General features: G+C 68.4%; 2 protein-coding genes. Both read left to right on the top strand.

Features of this window, described 5'->3' with window-relative positions:
- The coding region (locus ABZ942_RS43680; protein WP_357392246.1) for an SDR family NAD(P)-dependent oxidoreductase at positions 1-2,354 on the top strand (2,354 nt) is incomplete at its 5' end.
- A partial coding sequence (locus tag ABZ942_RS43675) for a type I polyketide synthase (protein ID WP_357392244.1) occupies positions 2,354-14,058 on the top strand: 11,705 nt, incomplete at its 3' end. The genes ABZ942_RS43680 and ABZ942_RS43675, both read left to right, overlap by 1 nt.

Raw genomic sequence — 14,058 nt, 5'->3', positions numbered from 1 at the left:
TGGCGGTTCCGGCGTTGCGGGCCGACCGCGACGAACCCGAAGCGCTGCTGAGCGCGGTGGCGGAGTTGTTTGTTTCCGGGCGTGAGATCGACTGGGTATCGGTGCTCGACACGATGGGTGTGCGGGGACGGCGAATAGTGTTGCCCACCTACGCATTCCAACGCAAGCGGTACTGGCTTCCGCCGGGTCCCGGGCCCAGCGCCGCGGTGGGTACGGAGGAGCGGTTCTGGGAGATCGTCGAGGACGGCGATGTCGATGAGCTGATGGACACCCTCGGGCCCGCTGCAGCCGACCTGACCCCCCAGCAGTGGGAGCCGGTGCTGCCCGCGCTCAACTCCTGGCGCAGGACCCAGCACGAGCGCACGATGGCCGACGGCCGGCGCTATCGCATCGCCTGGAAGCCGCGTACCGCAACGCCGGCATCGCGGCTGTCCGGTAGCTGGCTCGTCGTCGCATCCGGAACCGGCGGCGTCAGTGCTGCGGTCGTCGAGACCCTTCGCGCCCATGGCGCGCAGGTCGTGGTGATTGATGGATCGGCCATCGGCGAGCCGCTCGACCGTGCGGCCTGGTCGTCGGCGCTGGCCGACCTGGCCGGAATGGGTGACGACCTGGCCGGGGTGGTCTCGCTGCTCGGCTTGGACGACCGCCCGCACCCGCGGCACCGGCCGGTGCCGGTCGGCTGCGCGGATACGCTCGCTCTGGTTCAGGCGTTGGGTGACCAGCACATCAAGGCGCCGCTGTGGTGTCTGACGCGCGGTGCGGTATCGGTGACATCCTCCGACGCGGTCGGGCACCCCGCTCAGGCGATGGTCTGGGGCCTCGGCCGAGTGGTCGCACTGGAACATCCGCAGCGTTGGGGCGGGCTGATCGACCTGCCCGCGGCGATCGACGCGAGTTCCGGGGACCATCTCTGCGCGATCCTGGCCGACTGTGCCGGTGAGGATCAGCTGGCGATCCGCTCGTCCGGTACGTTCCTGCGCCGCCTAGTGCCCGCACCCGCCACCGTGGCCGGGCCGGAATGGACACCCAGCGGAACCGTCCTCATCACCGGTGGCACGGGCGCGCTCGGTGCGCACACTGCCCGGTGGATCGCCGGTCACGGCACGGCCCGGATTCTGCTGCTGAGCCGCGGCGGGCCCGAGGCGCCGGGAGCCAGCGCTCTCGTCGCCGAACTGGCCGCCATGGGAACGCCGGCGGAGGTTGTGACATGCGATGTCACCGACTGCGCCGCCATCGTCCGGGTGCTGGACGACATATCCGCAGATCATCCGCTGTCGGCGGTTGTGCACACCGCCGGAGTCAACGAGGACACGGCCGTGGCGGAACTCGACCCGGCGATGTTCTCCCGCATCGTGCACGCCAAGGTGACCGGCGCGCAGGTGCTCCACGAGGTGCTCGCCGAGCGTGGTCGCGCGGAACTACTGATCTTGTTCTCCTCGGTCGCCGGCGTGTGGGGCGGCGGCGGACAAGGAGCCTATGCCGCCGGCAATGCGTTCCTCGACGCGCTGGCCGAACACCGCCGCGATCTCGGCCTGCCGACGACAGCCTTGGCGTGGGGTCCTTGGGCCGGCGGTGGCATGGTGGACGCCGAATCCGGCAGCGCACTGGACCGTCTCGGGCTGCATTCACTGTCACCGGGGGAGGCGACTGCCGAACTGCGGCATGCGCTCGGCCGGGGAGTGACGACCCTAACGGTCGCCGATGCCGACTGGTCACGGTTCTACCCGACGTTTGCGCTGGCACGTCCCCGGCCGCTGCTGCACGACCTCCCCGGTGTCGCAGCGGTGCTTGCCGAACCGGTGCGACAGGGGAAACACCCGGCGGCGGAGCTGTTGGCACGACTGCCCGAAGCCGAGCGACGCCGGCAGATTCTCGAGCTGATCAGGACCTGCGCGGCGGCCACTCTCGGTCATACCGAACCGGCCGAGATCGACACCGCGAGGGGCTTCCTCGATCTGGGCTTCGACTCGATCACGGCGATCGAATTTCGCAATCAGGTAGGCAAGAACACTGGCCTCGAGCTACCGCCCACCATTCTCTTCGACTTTCCTACGGTGACCCTGCTCGCTGAGAGCATTGCGCAGCGGATCAGCGCGGAAGAATCGACCTTCCCGGCTGCGTTGGCGGCATTCGAGAATGCCCTTCGAAATGAGCCGATCACGGACCGTATCCGTCAGCTGATCGACCAGCGTATCGGGTCACTGCTTTTATCCCCAGAGTCGGCGAAGAATTCGTCCGATGCCGTCGCGCGGAGCTTCGACGGCCTGACTCCCGACGAAATGTACAAACTGATAGATGACGCGCTCGGCACGGATCCGCTGGATGCACCGGGCCCGGACGGTGGGGAGCTGTGATGGCTGACGATCAGCAGATGTTCGCTTATCTCAAGCGGACGATGGCCGAGCTGGAAAGCACCCGCCGGCGTGTTGCCGAGCTGGAGGAGCGTGCTGCCGAGCCGCTGGCCATCGTCGGAATGGCCTGCCGCCTGCCCGGCGGCATTCGATCGTCGGAGCATTTCTGGAATTTCGTTACCGAGGGCGGCGACGCAATTTCCGCATTCCCGGACGACCGTGGTTGGAAGAATGAGAACCTGTACAACCCCGACCCGGAACACGAGGGTACGTCGTACACCCGCGAAGGCGGGTTCCTGCACGATGCGGGCGATTTCGATGCCGAATTCTTCGGTATTTCACCGCGTGAGGCGCTCGCGATGGATCCGCAGCAGCGGCTGCTCTTGGAGACGAGCTGGGAGGCCATCGAGAACGCGGGAATTTCGCCGCTGTCGTTGCATGGCCGCGATATCGGCGTATTCATCGGCGCCAGCGCCCCGGATCACACAATGGTGGCCCACCGCGCCCATAAAGAGACCGACGGCTATCTGCTGACCGGGTCCGCGCTCAGTGTCGTTTCGGGCCGGGTGGCCTACGTGCTCGGTCTCGAGGGGCCCGCCGTGACGACCGACACGGCCTGCTCGTCGTCGCTGGTGGCGCTGCATCTGGCGGGTCAGTCACTGCGGCAGGGTGATTGCTCGATGGCGCTGGTCGGCGGCGTGACGGTGATGACGACGCCAGGCACATTCGTGGAGTTCAGCCGGCTGCGAGGTTTGGCGCCGGACGGCCGGTGTAAGGCGTTTGCGGCGTCGGCGGACGGTACCGGCTGGGCCGAGGGTGTCGGTGTGCTCGTGGTCGAGCGGTTGTCGGATGCGAAGCGGCTCGGGCACGAGGTACTGGCGGTCGTCCGGGCAAGCGCGGTGAACCAGGACGGCGCCAGTAGCGGGTTGACGGCGCCGAACGGTCCATCGCAGCAGCGGGTGATTCGTCAGGCGTTGGCGAGCGCTGGTCTGGTGTCTGCGGATGTGGATGTGGTGGAGGCGCACGGTACGGGTACGAGTTTGGGTGATCCGATTGAGGCGCAGGCGTTGTTGGCGACCTATGGGCAGGGTCGGCCGGTGGGGCGTCCGTTGTGGTTGGGGTCGGTGAAGTCGAATATTGGTCATACGCAGGCGGCTGCGGGTGTGACCGGTGTGATCAAGATGGTGCAGGCACTGCGGCATGGTGTGTTGCCGCGGACGTTGCATGTGGATGCGCCGTCGCCGCATGTGGATTGGTCGTCGGGTGCGGTGTCGTTGTTGACCGAGAACGTGCCGTGGCCGGAGGTGGATCGACCACGCCGCGCGGGTGTGTCGGCGTTCGGGGTCAGTGGGACCAATGCGCACGTAATTCTCGAGCAGGCACCGGAGATCGAGATCGAGGAGCCCGCAGCAGCAGAACCGAGCCGCTTGGTTCCACTGGTGTTGTCCGGCCGTGGCCCCGTGGCGATGCGGGCGCAGGCCGGTCGTCTAGCGGAATGGGTGCGCACGCGTCCGGATCTGAATCCTGCTGATCTAGCGGTGTCGTTGGTGTCGTCGCGATCGGTGCTCGCGGACCGTTTGGTGATATTGAGTGCCGGTCGGGATGGGTTGCCGGCGGGTTTGGCAGCCGCTGCCGGGGGCGAGCCGGCAGCCGGTGTGATCGCGGGCTCGGGACTGCGCGCCGAGGGTGCGGTGTTCGTATTCCCAGGCCAGGGTTCGCAATGGGTAGGGATGGGACGTGTCCTGCTCCGCGATTCCGAGGTATTCCGGGCGCGTTTGATCGACTGCGATACGGCACTGTCGAGGTGGACGGACTGGTCGGTGCGCGAGGTGCTGCTCGGCGTCGAGGGTGCACCGGGGCTGGATCGGGTGGACGTGGTTCAGCCGGTGTTGTTCGCGGTGATGGTGTCGTTGGCGGCGGTGTGGCAGTCCTGGGGTGCGGAACCTGTTGCGGTGGTGGGGCATTCGCAAGGGGAGATCGCTGCCGCGTGTGTTGCGGGGGCACTGTCGCTCGAGGATGCGGCGAAGGTTGTTGCGCTGCGCAGCCAGGCGTTGCGGGAGCTTGCGGGTGCCGGCGCGATGTTGTCGGTGCCGTTGTCCGAGCGTGAAGTGCACGAGCGACTTGCCGATCGGCTGGCCTGCGGTGCGGTCTCGGTGGCGGCGGTGAATGGTCCGAATGCGGTGGTGTTGTCGGGGGCGCCAGCGGAATTGGCCATGGTGAAAGACGTACTGGCCGATGTCCGTTGTCGGGATATCCCGGTGGATTACGCCTCGCATTCGGTGCAGGTGGACCGGATTCGGGAGACGGTGTTGGGCCGGTTGGCCGGGATCGAGCCGAAGACATCGCGGATGCCGTTCTACTCCACCGTCACCGCCGAGTCGTTGGACACGACGGCGTTGGATGCCGGGTATTGGTTCACCAATCTGCGGCAGACCGTGCGATTCCACGAGGCGATCGAGGCGTTGATCCAGGCTGGTCATCGTGCGTTTGTGGAGGTGTCGCCGCATCCGGTACTGACGATGAGCATCGAGGACACCCTCGACACGGCCGGGGTATCTGGTCTCGCCATCGGCAGCCTGCGTCGCGACGAGGACGACCTCGAACGCTTCCTCACGGCTGCCGCCGAGTTGTTCGTGTCCGGCATCGACATCGACTGGGTGGCTGTCCTCGGGGGATCGGGTATTCGAGGGCGGCGGGTGCCGCTGCCCACGTACGCGTTCCAGCATGAGCGGTACTGGCTGCAGGACGCGGGCGTCACCGGGGTGGGGGAAGGCGATGCGGAGTTCTGGGGGCTCGTCGAACGCGGCGATGCGCACGAGCTGATGAACGCATTCGGGCCGGGCTCGACGGGCGTTGCTTCGGCGCGTGAGTGGGAGGCCGTGCTGCCGGTCCTGTCGACCTGGCGCAAGGCACAGCTCACCCGCTCGGAGATCGACGGCTGGCGATATCGAGAGACGTGGAAACCGCGAAACACCCAGGTGACGCCGACGCTGTCCGGCACCTGGATAGTGGCTGCATCCTCCGAAACCACAATCGCAGCGGAGTGTGTGACGGCGCTGAACACGCACGGAGCCGAGGCCGTCCTCGTCCATCCCACGGACGGGCGGACGGGCGACCGAGAGGCATGGCGTGCCCGGCTGTCGGAGGCACTGACCGGCATCGACGTCGTGACCGGCGTGGTGTCGCTGCTCGGACTCGACGGACAACCGCATCCCGACCTTCCCGGCGTCGCGGCGGGGACAGCGGAAACACTGGAACTTGTTCAGGCAATCGGAGACACCGGCGTCGAGACGCCGCTGTGGTGTCTGACCCAGGGCGCCGTGACGACCGGTGGGCCGGACGTGCTGACCCACCCGGCGCAGGCGCTCCTCTGGGGTCTCGGCCGAGTCGTGGCGCTCGAGCACCCCACTCGCTGGGGCGGCCTGGTCGACCTCCCGGACAAGCCGGGCCCCCGTGACTGGGTGCAGCTCTGCGGTGTCATCGCCGGAGACGCGGGCGAAGATCAACTCGCCATCCGCGCGGGCATCGCATACGCCCGCCGGCTGGTGCCTGCTCTCCCCGCAGTACCGGACGACGCAACGCGGTGGCAGCCGGACGGTACGGTTCTCATCACGGGCGGCACCGGTGTGATCGGCGCGCGCATCGCCCGCTGGATCGGTGAGCAGGGCGGTGCCCGGCTGCTCCTGCTGAGCCGCGGCGGCCCCCAGGACGCGGGCGCGCAGGCGCTGGCCGCCGAACTGAATGCCGCAGGCAACGAGGTTGAGATCGTGGCCTGCGATGTCGCCGACCGAGCGTCCCTGGCCCGGGTGCTGACGACTATCCTGCCGGAACACCCGCTGACCGCGGTCTTTCACGCAGCGGGCACGCCGGACGACGACGTCCGCGTCGACGAACTGACGCCGCGGCAGATGAACGATCTGCTCGCGGCGAAGATGGCCGGCGCATGGCACCTGCACGAGCTGACCGAACCCTTCGGTATCGCGAAGTTTGTCCTGTTCTCCTCGTTGGGTTCAGTGGTCGGTGCACCCGGGCAGGGGAACGACGCCCCGGCCGACGCCTATCTGGATGCGCTGGCGCACTACCGCCGCGGCCGCGGTCTGCCCGCGACATCCATTGCCTGGTCCACCTGGTCCGGTGGCGACAGGGGTCCCGGAACGGATCGGCTTGCCCGGCACGGTGTTCCACCGATTCCACCGGAGAAGGCACTGCGGGCGCTGCGCACCGCGCTGGACACCGGCGACGTCTGCGTCACTGTTGCGGACATCGCGTGGGAGCGGTTCCACCTCGCCCACACGTCGGAGCGCACCAGCACGCTGTTCGACGAGATTCCCGAGGTGCGGCAGTACCTCGCCGGTCTCGATGACACCGAGGGATCGGCCTTCGCCGCGCGGCTCGCGAGCCTGCCCGGTGCCCAGCGGCGCCACGCCGTGCTGGAGCTGGTGCGACAACAGGTCGCCGTCGTGCTCGGTCACGCCGACGGCGCCGCGGTCGACCCGAACCGGGCCTTCCGCGATCAGGGCTTCGACTCCTTGACGGTCGTGGAACTGCGCAACCGGCTGAACCGATCGACCGGGCTGTCGCTGCCCACGACGCTGGCGTTCGACTATCCCTCCGCGGCAGCGCTGGCGGATCGCCTGCACGGCGAGCTCGCGGGTGAGCATCCCGCAGCGGCCGACGGGCGTGCCGCGGTACCGGCGGATGAGCCGCTGGCGATCGTGGGTATGGCGTGCCGGTTTCCGGGTGGAGTGGCGACGCCGGAGCAACTGTGGGACTTCGTGCTGGCCGGCGGCGACGGTATATCCGGGTTCCCCGTCGACCGTGGCTGGGACAGCACGGATGCGGCGGGTGTGTACGCCCCGCTGGGCGGTTTTCTGGACGGTGCCACGGAATTCGACGCGGGGTTCTTCCGGATTTCACCGCGTGAGGCGCTGGCGATGGACCCGCAGCAGCGGCTGCTACTGGAGACGAGCTGGGAGGCGCTGGAGAACGCCGGCATCGATCCGTTGTCGTTGAAGGGCACCGGCACCGGTGTTTTCGCCGGGGTGTCGCATCACGACTACATGGCACGGTTGCGGTCCGCCCCCGAAGAACTGGAGGGCCTGCTGGGAACGGGCAGTTGGGCGAGCGTGCTGTCGGGGCGGGTGGCGTATGTGCTCGGCCTCGAGGGGCCCGCCGTGACGACCGACACCGCCTGCTCGTCGTCGTTGGTCGCTTTGCACTTGGCGAGTCAGGCACTGCGCCGCGGCGAATGCTCGATGGCGCTGGTCGGCGGCGTGACGGCGATGTCCTCGACCGCGATGTTCACGGAGTTCGGCAGGCAGGGCGCGCTGTCGCCGGATGGCCGGTGCAAGGCGTTCGCCGCGTCGGCGGACGGGTTCGGTCCGGCCGAGGGCGTGGGTGTGCTTGTGGTGGAGCGTCTTTCGGATGCTCGGCGGCTCGGTCACCCGGTGCTGGCGGTCGTCCGGTCGACGGCGGTCAACCAGGACGGTGCGAGCAATGGTTTGACGGCGCCCAACGGTCCGTCGCAGCAACGGGTTATTCGCCAGGCGCTGGCAGCCGCTGATTTGGCGCCGGGCGACGTGGATGCGGTGGAGGCGCACGGGACTGGTACCGCGCTGGGGGATCCGATCGAGGCGCACGCTCTGCTGGCGACGTATGGGCAGGGGCGGTCGTCGGATCGTCCGTTGTTGTTGGGTTCGGTGAAGTCGAATATTGGTCATACGCAGGCGGCTGCGGGTGTGGCGGGTGTGATCAAGATGGTGCAGGCCATCCGGCATGGGGTGTTGCCGCGGACGTTGCATGTGGATGAGCCGAGCCCGCATGTGGATTGGTCGTCGGGTGCGGTCACGCTGTTGACGGAGAACACACCGTGGCCGGAGGTAGGTCGTGCGCGTCGTGCGGCGGTGTCGTCATTCGGGATCAGTGGCACGAACGCGCACGCCATCCTCGAGCAGGCACCGGAGACCGCTGTCGAAGAGGTTGTCGGAGCGGAGTTCTCCGGCCCGGTGCCGTGGCTGATATCCGCGCGTGGACCCGCGGCGTTGCGGGCGCAGGCGGACCGGCTGGCGGCGTGGGTCGAACAGCATCCAGATCAGCCGATCGCCGATGTGGCTGCCGCATTGGCGTCGACGCGGGCGGCACTCGAGGATCGGCTTGTCATCCTGGGCGGTGATCGCGAGGCACTGCTGGCCGGTCTGGGTGCCGTCAGCCGTGGGGATGCGTCGCTCGGCGTGACGCGCGGTTCCATCGGGGCGGGACTGGGTCGGTTGGCGTTTGTGTTTTCGGGTCAGGGTTCGCAGCGGGTGGGGATGGGTCGGGGGTTGGCCGAGTGTTTCGCGGTGTTCGCGCGGGCGTTGGATGAGGTGTGTGTGGAGTTGGATCGGTGGTTGGATCGCCCGATTCGTGAGGTGATGTTCGGTGAATCGGGTTGTGGGGCTGGGGGTTTGCTGGATCAGACGGTGTATACGCAGGCGGGGTTGTTCGCGGTTGAGGTGGGGTTGTTCCGGTTGCTGGAGTCGTGGTCGGTGGTACCGGATTTTGTGTGTGGGCATTCGGTTGGTGGTTTGACCGCGGCGTATGTGGCGGGGGTGTTGTCGTTGGCGGATGCGGCCAGGGTGGTGGTGGCGCGGGGCCGGTTGATGCAAGGGTTGGCTCCAGGCGGAGCGATGGTGGCGGTGGAGGCGAGTGAGGCCGAGGTCGTCGAATCGTTGCAGCGGTTGGATGGTTGGCGGGATCGGGTCGCGGTGGGGGCGGTGAATGGTCCGGATGCGGTGGTGGTGTCGGGGGATGAGGACGCGGTCGGCGAGGTGACCGATTATTGGCAGGGGGTGGGTCGCAAGGTTAAGCGGCTCAGTGTGTCTCACGCGTTTCATTCGCCGCGGATGGGTCCGATGTTGGCTGATTTCGAGCGGGTCCTCGGTGAGGTGGAGTTGTGTGTTCCGCGGGTTGCGGTTGTCTCTGACAGCACCGGTGAGTTGCTGACCGAGCAGGAAGCTACGTCGCCGGGGTATTGGGTGCAGCATGTGGCTCGCCCGGTTCGTTTCCACGACGCCACAACGTATCTCTCCGAGCAGGGCATCACGGGGTTCCTCGAGGTCGGGCCGAGTGGCACGTTGGCGGCGATCACGGGCATGAACCTGGCTGATCGTGGTGTGGTGGCGGTTCCGGCGTTGCGGGCCGACCGCGACGAACCCGAGGCGTTGCTGAGCGCGGTCGCCGAGTTGTTCGTCTCCGGTTTCCCCGTCGAGTGGACTGCCGTTCTGCACGGCATGGGGATAAAGGGCCGCCCGATGCGGCTGCCCACCTACCGCTTCCAGCGCGAACGGTACTGGCTGGCAGCGGGAACCGAAACGGACGCGGCGTCGCTGGGGCTCGGCACGACCGGGCATCCACTGCTGAGCACGGTGCTCTCCGTGGCGGACAGCGATCTGGTCATCCTGACGGCCCGGCTGTCTCTGTCGGCCCAGCCCTGGCTCGCCGGCCACTCCGTGTCGGGCGCGGTGTTGTTCCCCGGGGCGGGCTTCGTGGAGTTGGCGATCCGCGCAGGCGACCAGGTCGGCTGCGGGCACGTCGAGGAACTCGTCCTGCACACGCCACTGGTGCTCGCCGATGGATCGGGAGACCAGATAGACCTCCAGGTCCTACTCGGCAGCGCGGACGGGAACGGGCACCGGACGATCGAGATCCACTCTCGTCCGCACGTCGATCGGATGCTGGGCACCGTCGAGCCGGACAACTGGACGCAGCACGCCAGCGGTGTACTCACGCCGGTGGCCGTGGCCGCCGTGGACGCCGAGCTGGGCGCGTGGCCCCCGGTGCGCGCGACGCCGGTTCCGGTCGATGACGTGTACGACCGGCTGGACCGGGCCGGCTTCGATTACGCCGGGGTGTTCCGTGGGCTCCGTGCCGCCTGGCTCGACGGCACGACCGTCTATGCGGAAGTGGCGATGCCCGTCGACGTCGAGGACGCCGGCATCGCGGGATTCGGGCTGCACCCGGCGTTGTTCGACGCGGCGCTGCACGCGATCGGCCTGGTCACCGACAATGTCGACGGCGAGATCGAGGGGGGACTCCCGTTCAGCTGGCGTGGCGTGGTCCTCCATGCCGCCGGGGCGTCCACGTTGCGCGTCCGGATCCGCCGGATGGCCGATGACACGATCAGCCTGATCGCCGTCGACCCGAGCGGCGCGCCGGTCCTCACCATCGACTCGCTGGTGCTGCGCCCCGTCGATACCGATCGGGTCCGGAGCAACCGGCAACGCTATGAGCACCTGTTCGCCGTGGACTGGACGCAGGCCATCGCCGCGCCCGCGGCGAACGGTACCTGGGTGGTTCTCGCCGGGGATGCCTCGTCCGGCGAACTGGTCGCGGGTCTCACCGGGCGCGGGATGACCGTGGCTGTGCACGGCGGACCGCCCGAACTCGCTGCCGCGGAATCGATTCCGGACACGGCCGTGCTGCCGGCGACCGGACGCACGGCGCGAGACGTATTGGGCGTGCTCCAGCAGTGGCTTGCGCATCCGGAGCTGGAGCTGACCCGGCTCGTGGTGCTGACCGATCGCGGCACCGGCGGGGACAACCTCGACGCGGCCGCTATCGGAGGGCTGGTGCGGTCGGCGCAGGCCGAGCACCCCAACCGGTTTCTGCTAGTGGAGGCCGACGCCGAAGCGATCCGCCGCGGGACGGTGCTGGACGCCGTCGCGCTGGACGAACCACACGTCGTTGCGCGCGGCGACACGTTGTCGGTGGCGCGGCTACATCGCGTCGCGCGCGATAGCGGCACCGACGGACCGGACTGGCAGCGGCCGGGAACGGTACTGATCACCGGCGGAACGGGCACGCTGGGCGCGGTGCTTGCCCGTCATCTTGTCGGGCGCGGCGCTCGTCGTCTGCTGCTGACCGGACGCCGGGGGCCGGCTGCGGACGGCGTCGCCGAGCTGGTCGCCGAGCTGCACGCGGCCGGCGCCGAGGTCGAGGTGGTGGCGTGTGACGTCACCGATCGGGCCGCGCTGGCGCGCTTGCTGGACGCGATTGCGCCCGAGCACCCGCTGACGGCGGTCGTGCATGCCGCGGGCGTCCTCGACGACGGCATGCTCACCTCGCTCACGCCGGAGCGGATGGACACGGTCTTCGCGCCGAAGGCGGCCGCGGCGTGGACGCTGCACGAGCTGACCGCTCATCTCCCGTTGTCGGCGTTCGTGCTGTTCTCGTCGGCGGGCGGCACATTCGGGAATGCGGGCCAGGGCAACTACGCGGCGGCGAACGCCTACCTGGATGCCTTGGCGGAGCATCGTCATCGGCTCGGACTGCCCGCCACCTCGCTCGGCTGGGGGCTGTGGGGCGACACGAGCGGAATGACGGCCGGGCTCGGCTCGGCCGACCTGAGTCGGATGAGTCGAGGGGGCATCGATCCGCTGTCGACCAGCGAAGCCTGCGCGTTGTTCGACGCCGCCCTCATGAGCTCGCGCGCCGCGCTGCTGCCGATCCGGCTCAATCTGCGGACGCTGCAGACCCGGGCCGCGTCCGGCGATGTGCCACATATCCTCCGCGACCTGGTCGTCTCCGCGGTCCGGCGGATCGCGAGCGTGGCCGGCGCCTCCGACGACACGTTCGCCACCCGGGTACACGAGATCCCCGCCGCCGAGCGGCGCGGATGGGTACTCGGTCTGGTCCGCGCGCAGGTGGCGACGGCCCTGGGCCACGCGGACACCGCGATGGTGGACACGTCGAAACCGTTCCGCGACCTCGGATTCGACTCGCTGATCGCGGTCGAACTGCGCAACCGCCTGTCGGCGGCCACCGGCCTCCGGCTCCCCGCCACGCTGGTCTTCGATCACCCGACCACCGAGGCAGTGACCGATCACCTGCTCAGTGCGGCCGAGGGGCGTCGTGATCGGCCCTCGGATGGGCCGCGGCTTACGTCCGGCGACGCCGAGGAAACGATCGCGATCGTAGGAATGGCCTGCCGCTTCCCGGGCGGCGTGACCAGCCCGCAGGAGCTATGGGAACTCGTGATCGGCGGTGGTGATGCGATTTCGCACTTCCCGTCGGATCGAGGTTGGGACCTGGCCGGCCTGTACGACCCGGACCCGGACAAACATGGCACGTCGTACTGCCGGGAGGGCGGGTTCCTATCCCATCCCGCGCAGTTCGATGCGGAGTTCTTCGGCATCTCGCCCCGCGAGGCCCTGGCGATGGACCCGCAGCAGCGGTTGCTGCTGGAGACGAGCTGGGAAGCGATCGAGAACGCCGGCATCGACCCGTTGTCGCTGAAGGGCCGGGACGTCGGGGTGTTCGCCGGCCAGATGTATCACGACTACGCGGCTCGCCTGTCCGCGATCCCCGAGGATCTGGAGGGGCTGCTCGGGACGAGCAATGCGGGCAGCGTGCTGTCCGGCCGGATAGCGTACGTCCTCGGCCTGGAGGGCCCGGCGATGACCGTGGACACGGCCTGTTCGTCGTCGCTGGTGGCGCTGCATCTGGCCGGTCAGGCCCTGCGCCGGAGTGAGTGCAGTATGGCGCTGGTCGGTGGCGTGACCGTGATGGCCGCGCCGGACACGTTCGTGGAATACAGCCGGTTGCGTGCGCTGTCCCCGGACGGGCGGTCCAAGGCGTTTTCCGCCGCAGCGAACGGTACGGGCTGGTCCGAGGGTGTCGGCATGCTGTTGGTCGAGCGCCTCTCGGATGCCCAGCGGCTGGGACACGAGGTGTTGGCTGTAGTGCGGTCCACGGCGGTGAATCAGGACGGTGCGTCGAATGGGATGACGGCACCGAATGGTCCGGCGCAGCAACGGGTGATTCGTCGGGCGTTGTCGGTGGCCGGGTTGTCGGCAGCGGATGTCGATGCCGTCGAGGGGCACGGTACGGGTACGAGTTTGGGTGATCCGATCGAGGCGCAGGCATTGCTCGCGACGTACGGGCAGGATCGGCCGGCGGATCGGCCATTGCTGCTGGGGTCGGTGAAGTCGAATATCGGTCACACGCAGGCGGTGGCCGGGGTGGCGGGTGTGATCAAGATGGTGCAGGCCATCCGGCATGGTGTGTTGCCGCGGACGTTGCATGTGAATGAGCCGTCGCCGCATGTGGATTGGTCGTCGGGTGCGGTTTCGCTCTTGACGGAGAACACGCCGTGGCCGGAGGTGGATCGACCACGCCGCGCGGCTGTCTCCTCGTTCGGCGTCAGCGGTACCAACACGCACATCATTCTCGAACAGCCGCCCGAGACAGCTCTACCGGCGGTCGGCGGGACCGAATCGGCCCGGGTCGTGCCGCTCGTCGTGTCCGGTCGCGGTGGGCCTGCGGTGCGCGCGCAGGCCGGTCGTCTGGCGGAGTGGATCCGGGTGCGTCCGGAGGCTGACGTTCGGGATGTGGCTTCGTCGCTCGTGTCGAGTCGTTCGGTGTTCGAGGACCGGTTGGTTGTGCTCGGTGCTGATCGGGATGGGTTGCTGGCGGGTTTGGCTGCTGCTGTCGAGGGTGAGCAGCGAGCGGGTGTAATCGCGGGTTCGGGGGTGCGTGCTGAGGGTGTGGTGTTTGTTTTTCCGGGTCAGGGTTCGCAGTGGGTGGGGATGGGTCGTGTGTTGTTGGGGGGTTCGGAGGTTTTCCGGTCCCGGTTCAGTGAGTGTGCGATTGCGCTTGGGCCGTATGTGGATTGGTCGCTCGAGGATGTGTTGCTCGGTGTCGGGGGTGCGCCGGGGTTGGATCGGGTGGA

Origin of the sequence: Nocardia sp. NPDC046473 (genome assembly GCF_040645995.1) — a bacterium.
Classification (GTDB): Bacteria; Actinomycetota; Actinomycetes; order Mycobacteriales; family Mycobacteriaceae; genus Nocardia.
This window is presented reverse-complemented; position numbering and strand designations above follow the sequence as displayed.